Origin of the sequence: Thioclava sp. SK-1 (assembly GCF_001705665.1) — a bacterium.
In the GTDB taxonomy this organism is placed as follows: Bacteria; Pseudomonadota; Alphaproteobacteria; order Rhodobacterales; family Rhodobacteraceae; genus Thioclava.
This window is the reverse complement of record NZ_MDHA01000021.1, coordinates 121,594-142,568: the sequence shown is the minus strand read 5'-3', so window position 1 is coordinate 142,568 and position 20,975 is coordinate 121,594. Positions and strand designations below refer to the sequence as shown.

Below are 20,975 nucleotides of genomic sequence, written 5' to 3'. Positions count from 1 at the left end.
ATAGACATCGGGAGCAATGTGCCATGCGGTGCTGTGATTACCAAAAGTCGCATTACTCGGCGTGATATTTGCGCGGCAATCACAAAAAAACTTCTGTCGTTGAATGCTTTGCTTTGCACAAAGGCGCGGTTTCTTTCAGATTTCTTGTTAAGTAATTGACGGGTCAAAGGAGGTTTCAATGCGCAACCGTTTGTCATGCATTGTATTGAGTGCAGTTTTCGGGGGTTTTGGAACCGCAGGATCGGCCTTTGAGCTGGCAACGGGGCTGGATATCCTGAACCAGCCCGAAAGCAAAATTGAGGCTTTGCATCGGTTCTATGTCGGCAAAGAGCTGGGCGCTGGCTGGCATTTGGGGCAATCTATTTACTCCTCTGCTGCAGGGGATGCAGGCGGTGCTTTTTTTTGGGGCTTTGAGGCGATGAAAGATGTGTCTCTGGGCCGGAATGTCACCTTACGGTTTTCTGGTTTCATAGGCGGCGGCGGCGGAGCGGCGGAGGTTGAAGGCGACGGGCTGATGTGGCGCACGAATGTGGCGTTCGCTTTCCCAGTGACTGCGAAAAATGAGCTGGAGCTGGGCTTGTCCTGGGTGTCCATCGATGGGGTTGATGTTGATGACCCGGCATTGAGCGTTGGTCTGCATCGCGCGCTTGCCGCGGAGGGGCAAGCGCCGGTTTTGCGTTCGGTTGCATTAAGAGCAACGGGGGGCGCAGCCTCTGACAGTAGCCGAAACCGAAGCGGTGGCGCGCAGGCCGATCTTGGTTTGGTGGGCGCGGAATTGGCGTTTGCCCATAGCCCGCAAATGGATGTGATCTTCGCCGCCGACGGTGCGGCCGACGGCGCAGAAGGCTACATGCAAATCCTTTCGGGGGCACGGTATTACTGGGGGCTGGGGGCGGTGAACCTTTATGGTGAGGCGGCGCTTGGCCTGGGCGGTGGTGGTGATGTTGACACCGGATCCGGGTGGTTTGGTCAGGCAGGCGTCGGTTTGGCCGTGCCACTGTCCAGTGGTTTGGACGTGCAATTCAGTCTTGGCCAGCAAATTGCGGATGGGGCGTTTGACGGCACGTATGGTCAAATCCGTTTGGCCCGGGTGTTCGCGCGCGATACCCGGGCACCTCAGGCGCAGCGCTGGCAATTCAGCGCCGGCCTGTCACTGCAGGTTGAAAATGATGGCCTGCGCAAAGCGTCGAGCTTTGGCTCAGGTAACATTGTCATGCAGGAATCGTCTCTTGATATGTTCCTGACAGATCAGCTGTATTTGACCGGCAATGCGCAGACCACGATGTCTGGCGATGTCTCGGGTTATGCGATTGGTATGCTGGGGGTTGGATATGAGCTGCCGCTTACATCCGATTGGACCGTGTCGTTAGAAGGGCATGTGGGCGCTGCTGGTGGTGGGGCTGTGGAAACCAACGGTGGGCCAATCGGGTCGCTTCGGGCGGAAATTGACTATCGTGTGACCGACCGCGCCAAGCTTTCATTAGGGATTGGCAAGTTGCAGGCCTTAAAGGGTGACGGCGGGATGGCACCAACTTTTGCGCAGCTGGGGTTGAAAATTCCGTTCATGACGCACTGATCGGTTTTAACGCCCTGGATGCGGTCGGGCTTCGGGGGGGCGGTTGCGTAGGCCGCGCATTTCCGCACCGTCTTCGGGCCGCAAGCGCATGAAAATCAGGGCAGAGACAGGCCCGGTCAATGCGATGATACAAAAGCCTACGGTAAAGGCGGACAAGCCTATCGCAGAATTGGACATTGCAGCCTGTGTCAGCGCTGCGCCGATTTCTATCGCGATCCCGGCCAGGGCAATACCAAGCGTCAGAGAGACCTGTTGCCCGACAGAGGACATCGAGGTGCCTCGGCTCATTTCGACCGAGTTCAGGTCACCAAAGGTGATCGCGTTGATCGCGGTAAATGTAACCGCCTGCGCGATCCCGCCGATCAGCAAAAGCGGAAGGATTTGCCAATCAGAAGGCGTTGAGACGGTGACGAAGCCCAGTAATGTCAACCCGCGGATCAGCGTGCCAGCAATCAGCACCGGACGAAAACCAAAGCGATTGACGATGTTGGCAGAAAACCCACGCACAATCAGGGCCCCGATGGCAGTTACCCCGGTCAATGCGCCCGACATCAGGATCGACATGCCCAAGCCCAGCTGAAAGAACAGCGGCAAGATGAGGGCAGAGCCGCCGATAGCCAAGCGAAAGATCAGACCGCCCCAAATTCCCACAGAAAATGTCCGGTGTTGAAACAATTGCGGGTCCAGTAACGCATCATCACGCCGCCGGACGCGGCGCCAATAAACAAACAACACACCCGCGCCAGTGACAGTCAGCGCCCATGCCAAGGGCATTGGCAAGACATGTTCACCCAATGAGCTGAGCCCTGCCATGATCGACATCAGTCCAATCGCGGAAAGGAAAAAGCCAATCACATCAAACGGGGCAGGGTGGCCAGGGGTGTCTTTTGGCAGGTGACGCATCGCCAAAGCCAAAGCGATGCCCCCTAACGGCACATTGATCAAAAAGATCCAACGCCAACCCAAATACTCGGTTACGGCAGCACCGATGAACGGACCCAGCGCGGGGCCAATTAACGCGGGGACGGTCAGATAGACCATCGCGCGAACCATGTCCGATTTCTCGGTGTTGCGCAGCACGATCAATCGTCCGACCGGGGTCATCAATGCTGCGCCCAGACCTTGGATTGCGCGCGCGGCGATCAGCCCGTGCAGATTGGTCTGCACCGCGCACAGCGCCGATGCCCCGATAAACACCACCATTGCGGTTAGGAACGTGCGGCGCGCACCATACCTGTCTGCGATCCAACCTGATACCGGCACAAACCCCGCAAAACAGATCATATAGGTGGTCAGCGCCAGCTTCAGGGCCAGAACCTCAACATCCAAAGCACGCGCGATTGTTGGCATCGCGGTGGTCAAAATGGTTGCGTCAATCAGCTCCATCAACAGGGCAAATGCGACGGTCAAAGGCAGGATATAGGCGCGAAGGTTGGGCATTTGGGGCTCAATAGCTACGGGGACGAATCTGATAGGCGTGTCAGATAGAGGTATGTGATCCATTGTTTTGCATCGTCCACCTCCCAAATGCAGAACTCACTGTGCAAACCAGTGAAATGGCGCAGTGGTTTTGGCAAAATGGCGCTGAAATCTGTGGCGATGCACGATTTTTTGTTCACAAAGCTTGCCGCTAAGTCATTCGACTGTTGCATGGGCGCCGGACAGTGGAGAAAATTGTCCTAAGAGTTGAGGAGAACGGATATGGCCCAAGACCCGATCACCCCTGAGGCCGAAATGGCCGCACCTGCACAGGATGCTGTGGCATCGGACGCCCCACTGAAACCGACCGAGAATGTGACGTCAGCACCAGTATCAGATACGGAGCTGGAGGCATCGGATACGGTTGCGGCAGCAGTTGTTAAAACGCCCGCACCTGTTTCTGAGAGCAAAACCGAAAAAACGGTAGCAGTCGAAGACAAGCCTGCGCCGGTCGCGGCGAAGGCCGAACCTGCTGAAATGCCGAAGGCGGCCGCGAAACCTGCCCCTGCGCGCAAAAAAGCCCCGGCGAAGCCGCGTGCTGCTGCACGTCGCCCTGCCAAAGCCGCAGCACAACCGGCTGCTGCTGCGGCCGACGTTGGCGCGGCATCAAAAACTGCGGCAGTCAAATCAGACTTTGCCGGATGTCTGGCCATACCCAGCTTTGATTTTTCCGCAATGTTCAAGCCACAAGCCGCGCTGACCGATGCGATCATTGAGCAAAATATAGAAATGCTGGATTTCGTAAAAAACCGGTATAATCAAGAATGTGATACGCTAGAGGCGCTTTGTGCCACGCGCTCTCCGATGGAGGCGATGCCGATCATGACGGATTTTTGGCATAGTGCGGTAAGCGATTACACAGCACAGGCCGAGAAATTTACATCCGCTTTGATGGGAATGACCGAGAAGAGCGTTAACGCCGCGCTGTGAGTCGCAGAGATTCGTATATTTCGGTTCATCTGTGTTTAGGAATAGCCGAAAAATATTACAAATGGCGGGAAAATCCATCCCGCCATTTTTATTTTCGCTAAATTTGAAACCGATTTGTTAAGGGCGGCGCAACCTGTGGCTGTATTTACGCGGCGCCTTTCCAAATCCAACCTCCGCCCAGAATACGGCTGTCATCGGGGGAGTAGAACACGCAGGCCTGCCCGGGGGAGACCCCTTCTTCCGCAACGATCAGCTCAACCTCAGCTTCGGTTTCCGAAATCGGGCGAACGATCGCATCGCGTGGCGGCCGGGTGGAGCGCACCTTGACCGCGAGATGCCACTCCTTGCGGGATGTGAAAGGCTCATCGCCAAGCCAGTTGATCTCGCGCACGGGAATCACCCGAGTCGCAAGGGCCTCTTTCGGGCCGACGATGACCTGCTTTTTATCCGGATCAAGCCGAACAACGTAAAGAGGATCGGCTTGCCCACCGATTCCAAGCCCACGTCTTTGACCAATTGTATAATGAATGACACCTTTATGCGTGCCGACAACGGTTCCATTCATATCGACGATATCGCCAGGATCGGCCGCACCCGGACGCAGCTTTTCGATCACGCTGGCATAGTTCCCATTTGGTACGAAACAAATGTCCTGACTGTCAGGTTTATCCGCGACCGAGAGCCCGTATTTAGCAGCCAGTGCGCGGGTTTCGTTTTTGGATGGCAGATGACCGAGTGGAAACCGTAGGAAGTCCAACTGCTCTTGCTTGGTGGAAAACAAGAAATAGCTTTGATCGCGATTGGCATCGGCAGCGCAGTGCAGCTCGGCCTTCAGCGGGCCGGGTTTGCGCTGAATATAATGGCCTGTTGCCATACAATCTGCATCCAGATCCTTAGCTGTTTCCAGTAAGTCTTTGAATTTAACGCGTTCATTGCAACGAATGCATGGAACAGGGGTGGCCCCCCCCAAATAGGCATCCGCAAATTCATCAATCACAGCCTCGCGGAATGTGTTTTCGTAATCCAGCACATAATGTGGGAAACCCATGGCTTCAGCGACCCGGCGGGCATCGTGAATATCTTGCCCCGCGCAACAGGCACCTTTTTTCGCCAAGGCGGCCCCATGATCGTAAAGTTGCAACGTGACACCGACCACATCGTAACCTTCTTCAGCCAATTGTGCTGCCACGACGGAGCTATCGACGCCACCAGACATGGCAACAACGACTCGGGTGTCAGCGGGTTTCTTGGCGAAACCTAGCGAATTCAACGGTATGTCCGTGCTCATGTCAGCGATCCCTTAACCAGGTCCGCAGAAATATATGAAAATGCAACATATTAACAAGGGAAGGTTTCACCCGTCGTTAAGAGCCTGCGGTCACAGTTGCTCATAGAAAGTTGAAGGGGGTGTGCCCATGTATCTGAAAAAAGTTGATGGTCCACGCTCGGTGAGCCTACCTGACGGAACGATTTTGACTCGTGCAGATCTTCCGCCACAGAAAACACGGCGTTGGGTGGCGTCGCGTAAGGCAATCATCGTGCAAGCAGTGGCCTTTGGTCTGATCACACGATCAGAAGTTCTCGAAAGATATGATCTTTCGGATGAAGAGCTGGATATCTGGACACAAGCTGTCCAGAAACATGGTATTGCAGGTTTGAAAGTCACCGCAATCCAAAAATATAGACAACCATAAGGTGATTATGAAAATTAACCTATCCCAGTAAGAGTGTGTTAACCATTTGGCTGCAATGTATAGTTGACCGAGGGATTAATGCGGAGAACCCAGAATGCGGATTTTGTTGGTGGAAGACGATCCCACAACGTCGCGAAGCATCGAGCTGATGCTGACGCACGCCAATTTGAATGTCTATTGCACCGATCTTGGTGAAGAGGGAATAGATCTTGCCAAGCTCTATGACTATGATCTGATCTTGCTTGATCTGAACTTGCCCGACATGAACGGGCATGAGGTTCTGCGTCAGCTGCGCCTGTCCAAGGTTGATACACCCATTCTAATTTTGACGGGTGCAGATGACACGGAAAATAAGATCAAAGGTTTTGGTTTCGGTGCCGATGACTATATGACCAAACCGTTCCATCGAGAAGAATTGGTTGCCCGGATCCATGCGATTATTCGCCGTTCAAAAGGGCATTCTCAGTCGATCATTCGCACAGGGCTTGTGTCTGTTAACCTTGATGCCAAGACGGTTGAGGTTGAAAACAAACCTGTTCACCTGACTGGCAAAGAATATCAGATGCTGGAGCTGTTGAGCTTGCGTAAGGGAACGACACTTACCAAGGAAATGTTCCTGAATCATCTATATGGCGGTATGGATGAGCCAGAGCTGAAGATTATCGACGTTTTCATTTGTAAGCTGCGTAAAAAGCTTGCTGATGCAACAGGCGGTGAGAATTATATCGAAACGGTGTGGGGGCGTGGCTATGTCCTGCGCGATCCAGATCCAGGTGAGATGGAACGCCGCGTCGCTAGTTAAGCTGTAGTATTCGCGCTTATTGCTTGGGTGCCTTGTCACTCTTTGCGTAAAATGGGCCTGGCGAAACGGCTATGTCGACCTGCCGGGCGCATCAAGCGCGGAACTTAAAATTGGCTTTTGGCTGCGCTGGCCGTCAGGATTGGCCGTTAGGCGCCAATATCCGTTAAGGACTTGACCAAGTAAGGCTGGTTTCAACAGTCAGTAATGGACTGAGCATTTTGAAGCTATGTCTGCTGCATAAATCTAGCATGATAGATTTTAGGCAGGTATTCTAGAAATATACTACCAAAGGATGTGAGCCCCTTCTGGTAGGGTTGTTATATGAGATCCCTCATTGCAACCTCGGCCCTTGATGGGGCCGAGGTTCAGCACTTAATGGATTTGATCCATTATATGCCTCCGCAACGGGTGCGACACTCCCACGGCATGCTACTTTAATGCGACTCAGCCACGGCCGCGGTAGGGCGGGACGCCCTGATCAGGGATCCAGACGCCGTCGGGGGCAGTACTTGTTTGCCAGAATACGTCAATCGGGATGCCACCACGTGGGTACCAATAGCCACCGATGCGCAGCCAAATGGGGTTCAACGTATCTGCCAACCGCTTGCCGATGCCGACGGTGCAAGCCTCATGAAAATCGCCATGGTTGCGGTAAGACCCCAAAAGCAGTTTGAGGGATTTGGATTCTACGAGCCAATCACCAGGCACGTAATCAATCACCAAATGGGCAAAATCGGGCTGACCTGTCATTGGACACAATGATGTGAACTCAGGCGCGACAAAGCGAACGCAATATTGCGTGCCCGGATGCGGGTTTGGCACGCGCTCCAACACCGCTGTATCTGGCGAATTGGGTAATTTTGTCTCGCCGCCCAGCTGCGTTAAATGGCTATAAATATCGTCGGACATATCCCGGCCTCCTGTTTCCCACCACCTAAGATATAAATCTTTAAAATGGAATGCACACGGTTCGCTTTGGTGCAGGCTTCACGCGTCAGTATAGGCACATAGCAGTGGTTGTGCATTTTTACGATGGTTACCACGGAAGCTAAGATGTCGCACATACACCCGATATCTATGTGGGGGGCGCAAAAAGCCGTGTGGCAGGGGCAGATTTATATCGTAATCTGGTAAGTGTGTTTGCACGCGATCTCTTGATACTCCGGGGTGCAAGGGATAGGTTCAGGGCAACTTGAAATCGGAGGGCGTTTGCTATGGCGCCCAAGCGTCCCAGGTCTGCGGGCGCGTTCCCGAAAAAACCGGTAGAGCCACCCGCGACCCAATGGCCCGAATCCGACGAGCTTTATGCCGCGTTGGATCTTGGGACCAACAGTTGCCGCATGCTGATTGCCCGACCGAAAGGGTCTCAGTTCCATGTGGTTGACAGCTTCTCAAAGGCTGTCCAGCTTGGCCAAGGTCTTGAGACCTTTGGCCGGCTTTCGCGTAGCTCTATGTCAAGAACGGTGCAGGCGCTGCAGATTTGTCGACGAAAAATCGAAAAGCACCATGTGACCCGAATGCGCCTTGTTGCTACGGAAGCCTGCAGGCGCGCGCGTAACGCCCGTGATTTCATTCGCTATGTACGGCGCGAAACCGGGCTGCCATTAGAGATTATCCCAGCCGAAGAAGAAGCCCGCCTTGCGGTAATTTCATGCGCCTCACTTGTTAAACCCGCGACCGAGCAGGTTCTGGTGGTTGATATCGGCGGCGGATCGACAGAGCTGGTGTGGATTGATCTGGAAGACGTGCCACCGCGCGACCGGGCGCGTGCGATCATGCGGCTTGGCAAAGGGTTCGATCAGCCCGACGGGCCAGAGCCCGCGGCGCGTGTCGTCGATTGGATCTCTGTTCCGCTTGGGGTGGCTACGCTGAAGGACCAATATGCCGATGTGGAAGATGATGCGGCCCGTTTCGCGTTGATGAGCTGGTATTTTGAGGAAAAGCTGGCTGATTTCGCACCCTATTCTTCGGGTAGCCCGCAAGAGGGGTTTCAGATCATCGGCACATCCGGAACGGTGACCACCGTGGCCGCCTGTCATCTGGGATTGCGTCGATATGACCGGAACCGGGTGGATGGGTTAAGCATGTCGACCGGACAGATTGACGCCGTTATTCGCACGTTTTTACAATTGGGGCCGGATGGCCGGCGCTCGGATCCGCGGATCGGGCGCGATAGACATACGCTGATCATGTCAGGGGCTGCGATTTTGCAGGCGCTGATGCGGGTCTGGCCGACGGATCATCTGTCGGTCGCGGATCGCGGCCTGCGCGAAGGGTTGCTATATGCGCAGATGGCCGATGACGGCGTGCTCAAGGAAATGGAGTAAGACAATGGTCAAAACGCCCACCGGAAAGAATACATCGGGGCGCGGTCAGCGGGATCTGCGGGTTCGTGTGAAATCGGCCAAGGGTCGCAAGCTGTCATCGACATTATGGTTGGATCGGCAGCTGAATGACCCCTATGTCGCGCGGGCCAAGAAAGACGGCTATCGCGGGCGTGCAGCCTATAAAATTATGGAGCTGGACGACAAATACCGCTTCCTTGTGCCGGGTGCACGGGTTGTTGATTTGGGCTGTGCGCCGGGTGGCTGGTGCCAGGTGGCGGTGCGCCGGATCAACGCGTTGGGCGATAAATCCAACCGTCGTAAAGGCACGATTTTGGGCATTGACCTGCAAGAGGTGGAGGCCATTGCCGGGGCAGAGCTGCATCAGCTGGATTTCTTGGAAGACGATGCGGATCAGAAGGTCAAGGCATGGCTGGGTGGCAATGCGGATGTGGTGATGTCAGATATGGCGGCCTCTTCATCCGGGCATCAAAACACCGATCACCTGCGGATCATGACGCTATGCGAAGCAGCGGCCTATTTCGCCTTCGACGTGTTGGAAGAGGGCGGAACATTCGTTGCCAAGGTTTTGGCAGGCGGGGCCGAACAGGATTTGCTGCGCGCGCTGAAAATGAACTTTACCAAAGTCGCGAATGTAAAGCCGCCAAGCTCGCGTCAGGACAGTTCCGAGAAATTCGTTGTGGCGATGGGATATCGCGGCAAGCGCCACGAGGGGGCGATTGACGAAGACGAAGACGACGCCTGACATCGTTGATTGCGTTACGACGAAAGTCGTAGGGTAGGGACATTTACACCCATTTGGAAAAGCCTATCCTTTTTTTCGGTCAGATCGGAAAGAGGGGAGGCTTTTCGTTTATGCGACAGCACAGGCAGATATCACGTGGGATGGCTGCGCCTAGGCGTGATCATGGGGCGATCGTGCAGGCGGTGGTGTCGTCCAAATCAGCGGCAGGCCAAGCAGGTTTCGCGGCCAGCTGGCGCAGATCCCTTATTCATCACAAATTGGACCCGGTCGCGCAGATCCCGGTTGAACGTTTGGCACAACAAGACATGCAGCGCCGACGTGAACGCGCGGGGTTGATGATGTCTATTGCAGCGCCTGTGCTGGATCGTTTGGCGCGCGCCGCAGGTGACGCGGGCTGTGCGGTGCTGTTGTCCGATGCAGGCGGGTTGATTTTGGATGAACGGTTGCGCGATGGCGATGCGGTAGATTTCCATGCCTCCGGATTGGTGTCAGGGGCCGATTGGTCCGAAAGCCGCGAAGGCACAAATGGTATTGGCACCTGCCTAGCCGAGGCGCGGCCGATCACCGTATGGCGCGATCAACATTTTCGCGCGGGAAACACAGCACTTACCTGTATGGGCGCACCGATTTTTGGTGCGACGGGCGAATTGGCTGGGGTGATTGATGTCAGCTCAGCGCGGTCGGATATGACAGAAGGTTATGCGCGGCTTGTTGCGTTGACGGTGCAAGATGCCGCACATCGAATTGAGGCTGATCTGTTCCGTGCCACCCATGACGGGGCGCGTATTTTGTCCACGGGGGGCGGTGAAACGGCCAGTCAGGGTGTCATGCTATTGGCCATTGACCGTGATGATTTGGTGATCGGAGCAACGCGTGCGGCGCGTCGACATTTGGATCTGCAAGATGGGCAGATCGGAAAATTGCCTGCAGCAGACCTGCTGGAAATTGATGCGGCCAAAGGGCTGGAAGAGGCGCAGCGCTCAGAAATGGCGCGGGCCTTGGCCCGTTCTGGCGGCAATGTGTCTGCAGCAGCGCGAGAGCTGGGCATCGGGCGGGCCACATTTTACCGCAAGGCCAAGGCCTTGGCGCTGACGGTATCATAATCTGGCATGCACGGATCACATACGGGGGCCTTCGGGCCCTTTTTTATTGCTCATTTTGGGCGCAGGGCCGCGGATCGGTGCAATCTGTCTCAGGGCTGAGACAACTACGACCTTCTGCCAATGCAAGGCCGCTATGCAATGGGGTTAAGGTGAGTCACGCTTAGGCGATACTAGCTCCGGGAGGGAGCTGATCATTCTGGGAGGAAATACCAATGGCCAACGATCTGGCACAGAATTTTAAGGGCGTAATGGTGTCGCCTTTCCGCGCACGTTACGACAACTTCATCAACGGCACATTCAAAGCGCCCAACGCCGGCCGCTACTTTGAGAATGTCACCCCTTTGACCGGTGGCGTCATCGGTGAGATCGCCCGCTCGGACGCGTCCGATGTTGAGGACGCCTTGGATGCGGCACATGCTGCCAAGGAAAACTGGGGCCATAAGATGTCCGCGTCGCAGCGGTCACAGGTTTTGCTGAAAATCGCAGATCGTATGGAAGAAAACCTGGATCTGCTGGCAGCGGCGGAATGCTGGGACAACGGCAAGCCGATCCGCGAGACAACCGCCGCAGATGTTCCGCTGGCGATTGACCATTTCCGTTATTTTGCAGGCGTTCTGCGCGGCCAAGAAGGCAGCATGTCGGAAATCGACGCTGACACCGTTGCCTATCACTTCCATGAGCCGCTGGGCGTTGTTGGCCAGATTATTCCATGGAACTTCCCGTTGTTGATGGCGGCATGGAAAATGGCGCCGGCTCTGGCTGCGGGCAACTGCATCGTGTTGAAACCGGCCGAGCAGACGCCGGCAACCATCATGGTCTTTGCCGAGCTGATCGCAGATATCCTGCCACCGGGCGTGTTGAACATCATCAACGGCTTTGGTTTGGAGGCAGGCAAGCCGCTTGCATCGTCCAAGCGTATCTCCAAGATCGCATTCACCGGTGAGACAACAACCGGCCGCCTGATCATGCAATACGCGTCAGAGAACCTGATCCCGGTCACGCTGGAACTGGGCGGTAAATCTCCGAATATCTTCTTTAAGGACGTGTGCCGCGAAGATGACGCCTATTTTGACAAGGCGATCGAAGGGTTTGTTTTGTTCGCACTGAACCAAGGCGAGGTCTGCACCTGCCCGTCGCGCGCCCTGATCCAAGAAGACATCTATGATGAATTCATGGAACGCGCATTGAAACGCACGCAGGCGATCATCCAAGGCGATCCACGCGATGCCGCCACAATGATGGGCGCGCAGGCCTCGGCAGAGCAGAAAGAAAAGATCCTGTCCTATATGGATATCGGCCGCAAAGAAGGCGCTGAAATCCTGACTGGCGGTGGTGCAGCTCAGCTGCCCGGCGAATTGTCGAACGGCTATTACATCCAGCCGACGATTATGAAGGGCCACAATAAAATGCGGGTCTTCCAGGAAGAGATCTTTGGCCCTGTTGTCTCGGTCACCACGTTTAAGGATGAAAATGAGGCGCTGGAGATCGCGAATGACACGCTATACGGTTTGGGTGCCGGCGTGTGGTCGCGTGATGCAAACACCTGCTACCGATTTGGCCGCAACATTCAGGCCGGCCGTGTATGGGTCAATAACTACCACGCCTATCCGGCTCATGCGGCCTTCGGTGGTTACAAGCAATCCGGCATTGGTCGTGAAAACCACAAGATGATGCTGGATCACTATCAGCAGACCAAGAACATGTTGGTCAGCTATAACCCCAATAAATTGGGCTTCTTCTAAGTCAGGAGGGGGCGCCCCTCTCGCCCCCTTTCAAATCTATGCCCTTTCGGGGGCACAGTGTTTACCTCCCCGATCCCCGCTGCCCCTTTCAGGGGTGGCGGGGTGACGCGGTTTAACCCAAAGGATGCGTGATGACGGAAGTAACAGCCACCAAAGCCGCATTGGAGCTTTTGGAAGAGATTGTCGCGGACCATGGCCCGGTTATCTTTCATCAATCGGGGGGCTGCTGTGATGGGTCGGCGCCAATGTGTTACCCGCTTGGAGAGTTCCGCTTGGGCGACAGCGATGTCAAGCTGGGCGAGGTTGGCGGGATGCCCGTCTATATGTCGCAATCGCAGCATGAGCTGTGGAGGCATACCGACCTGATCCTGGATGCCATTCCTGGATTGGGGGGCGGACAGTTCAGTTTAGACAATGGGCGCCCAAATAGGTTCCTTACGCGATCAAAAATGCATCAGCGTTAGAAATAATATCATTTTTCTACCCTGAATTGTTAAGGTAGCTCACTTTTGTAGTGGGACTGTCACGAAACTCCGCTATGGATCAGGCTATCGTTCAGACGATGCCGGGAGGGCGGGGATGAAAGACGCATTTTTCTATGATGTAGAATTGGCAGGCGGCGCGGATCTGGGGCGGGCGCCTGTGTTGAATGCGATGCGCCAGGCGGCGATTGCGAAATGCCGCACATATCACACCACGAATAAAAGCCTTGGCTTTTTGGAGCGCGCGCAAAAGGCGTTGGCCCATCACGGTGATGCCACGCGCCGGGCAGAACCGTTTTTGGACGACATGCGTGCACAGATTGAATCTGAATTGTCCCGCATCGGGAATGCCGGTCATCACTGACCTGTTGCGCCCATGATGCGCAGCACGAAATGTTCTGTTTCCCTGACATGAAGGACAGACCGATACACGCGGTTTAGGCCTTGCGGCGGAACCCTGATGGCGTCGCCCCCGTGCGGGCATGGAATGCACGGGTGAAATAGCTGGGTGTTTTGAACCCAAGCTGCAATGAAATATCTTTCACCGACAATGTGCTATCTGACAGCAGGCGGCGTGCCTCATACAGGCGGCGGTCTTGCAGTAAATCCAACGCGGACCGTCCACAGGCTGATTTGCACGCCCGTGTCAGATGGGTGGGCGTAACGCCCAGATGCTGCGCATAGTCTGAAATGCTGTTTCCCGATTTGAAATCCCGCTCCAATAAAGCAGAATATCGCCCGACAAGACGCCGCGCGGCAGAGGGTTTTACGCTATCGGCGGGCGCTTGTGCTATCTGGCGTTCCAGCCAAACACCCAGAAGACCCAGATGATGGCGTGCGGCACGATCTGCACCGGGGGCGGTGCTGTCCATCTCTCGCTGAACCGATTCCAGAATATTAGAGAATTCCGATTGCGGCGCGGCATCGCGAATGCGCAGATGCTGTGCTGTATGGGGCAGGGTCAGATCCGTATTGCGGCCCAGAAAAATTGCCGTTCCTTGGGTTTGCGGGCCCAGTTCCATTGCATGCATCATCCCAGCTGGAACAAAGACAGCATTATGTGGCCCGTATCCGCGGGTGATCCCACCGACGGTGATGCGGCCTTGTCCACGGGTGAACCAATACAGGCACGGCTCTGACAGGGCACGCATGGCCTCCACCCGCCATTTGCCACCCTGCGCCAAACGCGCAACTTGCAAAATGCGCACCACACTGGGCGTATCCTTTGCGGCATTGGTTGCGCGTGGCTTCGCCGTTGCAGATGCAGGCGCGGTCAATTTGGCAGGCGGCGGAGCAGAGAACAATTTCACAGGGATGATTCCAACTTCAGGCAACAGGTTAAAACTACGCCGGAAGCTGTTCGGATAAAAAGAAAATTTTAACTTTTACATTTATTCTTGGTCGGGCCGCATGATCTTGTGCCATGTGGACATGCGGCTACGAAACCAAGTGCGTTGCCGCTTGGCATACTGCCGGGAGGCGGCCTGTGCACGGCTGCGTGCCTGCGCTAAATCGCAGCTGCCTTGCAAATAATCGATCAATTCCGGCGCCCCGATCGCCTTGGCCCAAAGCGCAGAGCTATCCCACATCGGCTGCACAGCGCGCACTTCTTCCAGCGCACCGCCCTCCAGCATCAGGTCAAAGCGGTGGTCGATACGCTGCGCCAACCAATCCCGCTGCGCCTCGATTACCAGCGCGTCACATTCGGTCAGCGGCAGCAGGGGCGGTGGGGTATCATCTTGCCATGCGGCCAAACCGCGCCCGGTGGCCTGCAGCACTTCCCATGCGCGCTGCACCCGCATCGGATTTGCCCGGTCCACCCGTGCGGCGGTCGGCGCGTCCAGCTGTGCGAACATCGCGTTATGGCCGTCTTCATGTCGCAGCTTATCACCGGCGTCACGGATGGCGGCCGGGGTGGGTGGGATCTGTGCCAGGCCTTGGGTCAATGCGCTAAGATACAGACCGGTGCCGCCGACAATAATGGGGCGTGCGCCGTCGCCTGCGCGCCATTCTTCCACAATCTGCGACACCTCGCGCAGCCAATGACCCACCGAATAATCCGCCCCTGGCGTGATATGCCCATAAAGCAGATGCGGTGCTTGGGCCGATTCTTCCGCGCTGGGACGAGCGGACAGAACGCGCCAACATGACCAGACCTGTAACGCATCGGCATTGACCACTACGCCGCCGTGATCGCGCGCAATCTGCAAGGCCAATGCGGATTTTCCACTGGCCGTCGCGCCGCCGATTACGATGGGTCGCGCAGAATTAAATTTAAGGTCAATGGCCACGAAACTTGCCTCTTTCATGCGTTTGATATGGCCCGACCGGCTAACATACGCCTTTCTCGGAATATCCGAGTTGAACCCAAACCATATTTGCGACATTTTGCGCGGCAATGACAACAGCCATATGGGGGCCCCGGGATGACTGCGCAGACCGACACCAAAGTCAAATACAAGCGTGTGTTGCTCAAGATTTCGGGGGAGGCGCTGATGGGCAATCAGGGCTATGGCCTTCACCCGCCGACCGTTGCACGTATCGCCCGTGAGGTGAAATCCGTTCATGATCTCGGCGTTGAGATTTGCATGGTCATTGGCGGCGGCAATATTTTCCGCGGCCTGGCCGGATCGGCACAGGGGATGGAACGCACCACCGCCGATTATATGGGTATGCTGGCAACCGTGATGAACGCGCTGGGGATGCAAGCACAGCTGGAGGAATTGGGCCTGCATACGCGGGTAATTTCGGCCATTCCGATGGATCAGGTCTGCGAACCCTATATTCGCCGCCGTGCCGTGCGCCACCTTGAAAAAAAACGGATCTGTATCTTTGCGGCGGGCACGGGAAATCCGTATTTCACCACCGATACCGCCGCGACGCTGCGCGCCAATGAGATGAATTGCGAAGCGATTTTCAAAGGCACTAAGGTCGATGGCGTTTATAACATGGATCCGAAGAAACATCCGGAGGCCGTGCGTTATAACACTGTCAGCTATGATGAAGTGTTGCAAAAGAACCTTGGGGTGATGGATGCCAGCGCGATTGCCTTGGCGCGCGACAATGACCTGCCGATTATCGTCTTTTCTTTGGATGAACCAGGTGGTTTCCGTGGTATTCTGGCTGGCGAAGGCACCTACACCCGCGTTCAGGGGTAAGCCTGCGGCAACGCTTAGGAAAGAGGGCACGTGCAGGTGCTATCTTTCCGGCGTAAGCTGGGGTAGAACCGGGGCGAACACATGTCTAAATTCGTTTAGGATTGGGCATATCAGGATAAAACCGCCGAAACTAAGGACGGAATTAGAAGATGGCTGACGAAATTGAAATCGATGTAGACGGTATTGAACGCCGTATGGACGGGGCTTTGTCCGCGCTAAAGCATGAATTCGCATCTTTGCGGACCGGGCGTGCGGCGACATCCATGTTGGACCCGATTCAGGTCGATGCCTATGGTCAGATGACGCCGATCAATCAGCTTGGCACCGTCAACGTGCCAGAACCGCGTATGGTGACGATCAATGTCTGGGATAAGGGCATGATCAATAAGGTCGAAAAGGCCATCCGCGAATCCGGTCTGGGGATCAACCCGCAGACCAACGGCCCGATCATCATGTTGCCAATTCCCGAATTGAACGAAGAGCGCCGCCGGGAGCTAACAAAAGTTGCCGCGCAATATGCAGAATCGGCCCGTGTGGCGATTCGCAACGTGCGCCGGGACGGTATGGATCAGGTGAAAAAAGCCAAGGCCGCCGGGATGTCGGAAGACGACCAAAAGCTGTGGGAAGGCGAAGTGCAGGAATTGACCAACACGCATATTGCTGCGGTCGACAAAGCACTTGAGAGCAAACAAGCCGAGATTATGCAGGTTTAACGCACCCTGCTGTTCGCGACTGAAAGGCTATTACATGGCGCTGACCGACCCGACTGACCCCAAAAACGCGCCGCTTGATGCGGGGCCGATCACGGATTACGGGGTGCGCCATGTGGCCATCATCATGGATGGTAACGGCCGTTGGGCCAAAAACAAAGGCTGGCCGCGTTTGGCCGGCCACCGTCGTGGTGCGGAACGGATCAAGGAAATTACCCGTGTTGCGCCAGATTACGGTGTCACCCATTTGACCGTTTATGCGTTTTCCACCGAAAATTGGAAGCGTTCGACTGAAGAAGTCCTTGGCTTGATGGGGATTTTCTCTCGTTATATAGAGAAAGAGGCCGATGCGCTGTCCTCGCTTGGGGTGCGGATGCGCTTTATCGGATCGCGTGGGCGGTTGGATGGGCGCTTGTCCAAGTTGATGACCTCGATCGAGGAACGCACGCAGCACAACTCGCGACTGACAATGACGGTTGCGATCAATTACGGTGGCCGTCACGAGCTGATGCGCGCCGGTGCCCAGTTGGCCAAAGATTATGCCGCGGGACTGATTTCCGAAGAAGACCTGTTGTCAGAAGCAGCCTTGGCAGATCGTTTGGACACCGCCGGTCTGCCTGACCCGGATTTGGTCATCCGCACCTCTGGTGAAACGCGGACATCGAATTTTCTGGCATGGCAAGCCGCCTATGCGGAATATGAATTTACCGAGACGCTGTGGCCCGATTTCACTCCCGCGCGGCTGGAAGAAATTTTGGCCGGGTTTGGCAACCGCGACCGACGGTTTGGCGGGGTTAAACTATGACGCAACCGACGGCTGGGCGTTGGGGGGATCTGCGCAAGCGGATGCTGTCAGCCATCGTTATGGTGCTGATCGGTGGCGTGGCCATCTTTTGGGGCGGGCTGGCCTTTGCGGGGTTGGCCTGTATCGTCACCGGGCTGATGATCTGGGAATTGTCGGCCATGACCGCACCAGACCGGGTGAACCGGGCGATTTTGCTGGGCGTTATTGCCGCGCTGACATTGGCGCTGGTGTTGTTCATGCATTCGCCGTTCTTTTTGGCATTGCTGATCTTGCCACCTATTGCCGGGCTGTGGCGACCGCGTCGGGATCGCCGTATTTTCACCGTTTATGCCTTGGCCATGATGTTGACGGGCTACGGGTTGGTTGCCCTGCGTGAAACCCAAGGTGTGGGGGCGATCACCTGGATCATCTCTGTGGTGGTTGTGTCTGATGTTGCGGGCTATTTCGTAGGCCGCATCATGGGCGGTCCGAAATTCTGGCCCAAAATCAGCCCGAAGAAAACATGGTCGGGCACGGTTGCTGGCTGGGTTGGTGCGGCGCTGCTGGGCGTGGTGTTTTATATGGCGGGGGGCGGTGCTGGCCTGATCTGGCTGTCGCCACTGGTGGCTTTTGCCGGGCAGCTTGGCGATATCGCCGAAAGCTGGATCAAGCGGCGCTCTGCGGTCAAGGACAGCTCAACTTTAATCCCCGGCCATGGCGGTGTGATGGACCGTTTTGATGCGCTGATCGGTGCCGTTTTATTGCTGTTATTGATCGCGAGTTTCGGACCTTTGCCTTTGACATCCGCGCTTTAAGCCGGGGCAGGCACAGCAAAACAGGGGTAGAACAAATGCGGGTTTCCGTGTTCGGGTCCACGGGGTCTATTGGCGAAAGCACGTTTGATCTGCTGTCGCGGGCCAATCATGATGTGGTTGCGTTGACGGGCGGTGCGAATGTGGCGCGGTTGGCGCAGCAGGCGATCGCGCTGAATGCACAGCTGGCTGTTACGGCCTATGATCACTGTCTGCCAGACCTGCGCGCAGCGCTTAGCGGCACTGGGATCGAGGCTGCGGCTGGAACCCAGGCCTTGATTGAGGCCGCAGAGCGTCCCGCCGATTGGGTCATGTCTGCGATTGTTGGCGCAGCAGGCTTGGCACCAGGGTTTCGCGCTTTGGCACAGGGGGCGACATTGGCGCTGGCCAACAAAGAAAGCCTTGTAACCGCAGGGCCTTTGTTATTGGCACAGGCGGCCAAATATAACGCGCGCATCTTACCTGTTGATAGTGAACATTCCGCTGTGTTTCAGGCACTTGTGGGCGAGGATATGGCCGCAGTGGAGCGCATCGTGATCACCGCCTCTGGTGGTGCATTCCGTGACTGGCCCATGTCCGATCTGGCACATGCAACGGTGGCGCAGGCCTCTAGCCATCCGAATTGGGACATGGGGCAGCGGATCACGATCGATTCTGCTTCAATGTTCAACAAGGCGTTGGAAGTTATTGAAACGCGTGAATTTTTCCAAGTCGATCCAAAGATGATTGAGGTGTTGGTCCATCCGGAATCGATGATCCATGCCTTGGTTGGGTTCCAAGATGGGGCGCTGATGGCACATCTGGGTGCGCCGGACATGCGCCATGCGATCGGCTATGCGCTCAATTGGCCACAGCGCGCCCCGCTTCCGGTCGAGCGGCTGGACCTTGTGAAGCTGGGACAACTGACATTTCAGGCCCCCGATCCGGGCCGTTACCCCGCGCTTCGGCTGGCCTATGAGGTGATGGAGATCGGCGGCACCGCAGGTGCGGCCTTTAACGCGGCCAAGGAAATTGCATTGGACGGGTTTATCGCAGGCGATGTCGGATTTTTGCAGATGGCTGGCGTGGTGGAAACTGTGCTGACGGAAATGTCAGGGCGCCAGGGCCTTGGAAATGCCGCAGTCACGCTTGATAACGTGACCCAAACTGATACCGAAGCCCGGGCGCTTGCCCGTGCGTTGATCTCTACCGGAAGGATCTAAGCCGTGGAATTCCTGCCCGACTTCGGCAATTTGCTATATACCGTTGTGGTCTTTGTCGTGGCGCTGTCGATCATTGTGACAGTCCATGAATATGGTCATTACATCGTGGGGCGTTGGTCTGGGATCAAGGCGGATGTTTTTTCTATCGGCTTCGGACCGAAACTGTTCAGCCGTGTAGACAAACATGGCACGCGCTGGCAGGTCGCGCTGCTGCCGCTGGGGGGCTATGTGAAATTTCGCGGTGACGCGGATCCGGCTTCTGCGCAGGCGGATGACGCCGAAATGGCCGCCCTGACGGCGGAGGAACGCCGCCACACCATGCATGGCGCGCCGCTTTGGGCGCGGATGGCGACCGTTGTGGCCGGGCCGGTGTTCAACTTTATTTTGTCGATTGTGGTGATCTTTGGCCTGATGATGTGGTCGGGCACTGCGGTGGAAGAACCGATTGTAGAGCAAGTGGTGGCGTTGCCACAGGGGGCTGGCGATCTGTTGCCCGGCGACCGTATCATTGGTGTGAACGGGGTTAAGACGCCCGATTACGCAGCGCTTAATGACGGGGTCGATACCCTGCCAGATACGCCCATGTTGGACTATCGCGTGTCACGCGACGGGGCAGAGCACCAGATCGAGGGGCCGCAATTGTTCCCACCGCGTCTTGCCGGGGTTGCGCCGCAATCGGCGGCATATGATGCGGGTCTGCAGGCGGGGGATGTGATTGCCGCCGTGAATGGAACGCCGATTTGGCGCTTTGCAAATTTGCAATCGGCGGTGAAAGCCAGTGACGGCGCCGCGCTGGATCTGCAGATCTGGCGTCCCGACCAGGGCATGTTTGACGTAACCTTGGCGCCCAAACGCACTGATCTGCCCAAAGCGGATGGCGGGTTTGAAACGCGCTGGCTGATCGGGGCCTCCGGCAGCTTCGTGTTCACCCCGCAAACCCGCCCCACCACAGTGTCAGAGGCAGCGACAGGCGCGGTCAAACAGACATTCGGCATTGTGACGCAGTCAATTTCCGCATTGCGGGCGATGATCACGCAAGAAATTTCAAGCTGCAATATGCGCGGTGCGATCGGGATTGCCGAAGGGTCGGCCGCAGCAGCCAAGGCAGGGTTCACTGATTTTATCTGGTTCATCGCGATGCTGTCCACTGCGGTTGGATTCTTGAATCTTTTCCCGATCCCGGTTCTGGATGGGGGCCATTTGATGTTCCACATCTGGGAAGGCATCACCGGCAACCCTCCGCCGCCTGCCGCAATGAATGTGCTGATGATGATCGGCATCGCACTTGTCGCGAGCCTTATGTTGTTTGGCCTGTCTAACGATATATTATGTCCCTAACGACAGGCGCCACTTTGGTGCGTCAAGGTGACGCCCAAACTCCGCCCAATTTCAGCCATATTGTTCGCATACC

General features: G+C 56.1%; 21 protein-coding genes. 16 read left to right on the top strand and 5 right to left on the bottom strand.

Going from position 1 to position 20,975, the window contains the following annotated elements; genetic code table 11:
- The first annotated feature begins 178 nt into the window (after positions 1-178).
- Complete coding sequence (locus BFP70_RS01500; RefSeq protein WP_066009444.1) at positions 179-1,576, top strand: hypothetical protein; 1,398 nt, start codon at positions 179-181, stop codon at positions 1,574-1,576.
- Positions 1,577-1,582: 6 nt separating this feature from the next.
- Here BFP70_RS01500 and BFP70_RS01495 read toward each other — a convergent pair whose 3' ends face one another.
- On the bottom strand, positions 1,583-3,016 hold the full coding sequence (locus BFP70_RS01495) for an MFS transporter (RefSeq protein WP_066009442.1): 1,434 nt from the start codon (positions 3,014-3,016) through the stop codon (positions 1,583-1,585).
- A gap of 261 nt (positions 3,017-3,277) precedes the next feature.
- Here BFP70_RS01495 and BFP70_RS01485 point away from each other — a divergent pair, with 261 nt between their 5' ends.
- Positions 3,278-3,985: a hypothetical protein gene (locus tag BFP70_RS01485; RefSeq protein ID WP_066009439.1), complete on the top strand. Its 708-nt coding sequence runs from the start codon at positions 3,278-3,280 to the stop codon at positions 3,983-3,985.
- Positions 3,986-4,130: 145 nt separating this feature from the next.
- Here BFP70_RS01485 and mnmA read toward each other — a convergent pair whose 3' ends face one another.
- Positions 4,131-5,273 (bottom strand): tRNA 2-thiouridine(34) synthase MnmA, encoded by a 1,143-nt coding sequence (mnmA, locus tag BFP70_RS01480; RefSeq protein WP_066009437.1) that lies wholly within the window; start codon positions 5,271-5,273, stop codon positions 4,131-4,133.
- A 127-nt stretch (positions 5,274-5,400) separates the two neighbouring features.
- Here mnmA and BFP70_RS01475 point away from each other — a divergent pair, with 127 nt between their 5' ends.
- Together BFP70_RS01475 and ctrA are read left to right on the top strand one after the other, a co-directional pair.
- Positions 5,401-5,679, top strand: coding sequence for a DUF1153 domain-containing protein (locus BFP70_RS01475; protein ID WP_066009435.1), 279 nt, complete (start codon positions 5,401-5,403; stop codon positions 5,677-5,679).
- A 94-nt stretch (positions 5,680-5,773) separates the two neighbouring features.
- Positions 5,774-6,481 (top strand): response regulator transcription factor CtrA, encoded by a 708-nt coding sequence (gene ctrA / locus BFP70_RS01470; protein ID WP_066009433.1) that lies wholly within the window; start codon positions 5,774-5,776, stop codon positions 6,479-6,481.
- Positions 6,482-6,925: 444 nt separating this feature from the next.
- On the opposite strand, the gene queF is transcribed toward ctrA, so the two are convergent.
- Positions 6,926-7,390: a preQ(1) synthase gene (gene queF, locus BFP70_RS01465; RefSeq protein ID WP_066009431.1), complete on the bottom strand. Its 465-nt coding sequence runs from the start codon at positions 7,388-7,390 to the stop codon at positions 6,926-6,928.
- 305 nt (positions 7,391-7,695) lie between these two features.
- Between queF and BFP70_RS01460 the strand changes: the two genes are divergently transcribed.
- From BFP70_RS01460 to BFP70_RS01435, 6 genes are all read left to right on the top strand, one after another.
- A complete protein-coding gene (locus BFP70_RS01460; protein WP_066009429.1) occupies positions 7,696-8,808 on the top strand; it encodes a Ppx/GppA phosphatase family protein in 1,113 nt (370 codons plus the stop codon).
- 4 nt (positions 8,809-8,812) lie between these two features.
- On the top strand, positions 8,813-9,571 hold the full coding sequence (locus BFP70_RS01455; protein ID WP_066009427.1) for an RlmE family RNA methyltransferase: 759 nt from the start codon (positions 8,813-8,815) through the stop codon (positions 9,569-9,571).
- A gap of 140 nt (positions 9,572-9,711) precedes the next feature.
- Complete coding sequence (locus BFP70_RS01450; RefSeq protein ID WP_066009426.1) at positions 9,712-10,674, top strand: GAF domain-containing protein; 963 nt, start codon at positions 9,712-9,714, stop codon at positions 10,672-10,674.
- Positions 10,675-10,886: 212 nt separating this feature from the next.
- A complete protein-coding gene (gene adh, locus BFP70_RS01445; protein ID WP_066009423.1) occupies positions 10,887-12,416 on the top strand; it encodes an aldehyde dehydrogenase in 1,530 nt (509 codons plus the stop codon).
- Between the two features lie 131 nt (positions 12,417-12,547).
- Positions 12,548-12,880 carry a DUF779 domain-containing protein gene (locus BFP70_RS01440; RefSeq protein ID WP_066009418.1) on the top strand — a complete coding sequence of 111 codons (333 nt, stop codon included), beginning with the start codon at positions 12,548-12,550 and terminating at the stop codon, positions 12,878-12,880.
- A 115-nt stretch (positions 12,881-12,995) separates the two neighbouring features.
- Complete coding sequence (locus BFP70_RS01435) at positions 12,996-13,262, top strand: hypothetical protein (protein WP_066009417.1); 267 nt, start codon at positions 12,996-12,998, stop codon at positions 13,260-13,262.
- 73 nt (positions 13,263-13,335) lie between these two features.
- Here the strand turns inward: BFP70_RS01435 and BFP70_RS01430 are convergent, their stop codons facing one another.
- Together BFP70_RS01430 and miaA are read right to left on the bottom strand one after the other, a co-directional pair.
- Positions 13,336-14,208, bottom strand: a complete 873-nt coding sequence (locus BFP70_RS01430; protein ID WP_255356557.1) for a helix-turn-helix domain-containing protein — start codon at positions 14,206-14,208, stop codon at positions 13,336-13,338.
- An 81-nt stretch (positions 14,209-14,289) separates the two neighbouring features.
- The gene (miaA, locus tag BFP70_RS01425) at positions 14,290-15,207 is read right to left on the bottom strand and encodes a tRNA (adenosine(37)-N6)-dimethylallyltransferase MiaA (RefSeq protein WP_141693056.1); all 918 of its coding nucleotides are present in this window, start codon (positions 15,205-15,207) and stop codon (positions 14,290-14,292) included.
- A gap of 117 nt (positions 15,208-15,324) precedes the next feature.
- On the opposite strand from miaA, the gene pyrH reads away from it, so the two are divergent.
- The 6 genes from pyrH to rseP all read left to right on the top strand — a co-directional run bounded on the left by pyrH (position 15,325) and on the right by rseP (position 20,902).
- On the top strand, positions 15,325-16,056 hold the full coding sequence (gene pyrH, locus BFP70_RS01420; protein WP_066009415.1) for a UMP kinase: 732 nt from the start codon (positions 15,325-15,327) through the stop codon (positions 16,054-16,056).
- Positions 16,057-16,205: 149 nt separating this feature from the next.
- Positions 16,206-16,769: a ribosome recycling factor gene (frr, locus tag BFP70_RS01415; RefSeq protein WP_066009413.1), complete on the top strand. Its 564-nt coding sequence runs from the start codon at positions 16,206-16,208 to the stop codon at positions 16,767-16,769.
- Positions 16,770-16,803: 34 nt separating this feature from the next.
- Positions 16,804-17,571, top strand: a complete 768-nt coding sequence (uppS, locus tag BFP70_RS01410; RefSeq protein ID WP_083217285.1) for a polyprenyl diphosphate synthase — start codon at positions 16,804-16,806, stop codon at positions 17,569-17,571.
- Positions 17,568-18,365 carry a phosphatidate cytidylyltransferase gene (locus BFP70_RS01405; protein WP_066009409.1) on the top strand — a complete coding sequence of 266 codons (798 nt, stop codon included), beginning with the start codon at positions 17,568-17,570 and terminating at the stop codon, positions 18,363-18,365. The genes uppS and BFP70_RS01405 overlap by 4 nt, the downstream gene beginning before the upstream one ends.
- Positions 18,366-18,400: 35 nt before the next feature.
- Entirely contained in the window at positions 18,401-19,564 is a 1,164-nt protein-coding gene (gene dxr / locus BFP70_RS01400; RefSeq protein ID WP_066009407.1) for a 1-deoxy-D-xylulose-5-phosphate reductoisomerase, read from the top strand.
- A 3-nt stretch (positions 19,565-19,567) separates the two neighbouring features.
- Positions 19,568-20,902, top strand: a complete 1,335-nt coding sequence (gene rseP, locus BFP70_RS01395; protein ID WP_066009406.1) for an RIP metalloprotease RseP — start codon at positions 19,568-19,570, stop codon at positions 20,900-20,902.
- The last annotated feature ends 73 nt before the right edge of the window (positions 20,903-20,975 follow it).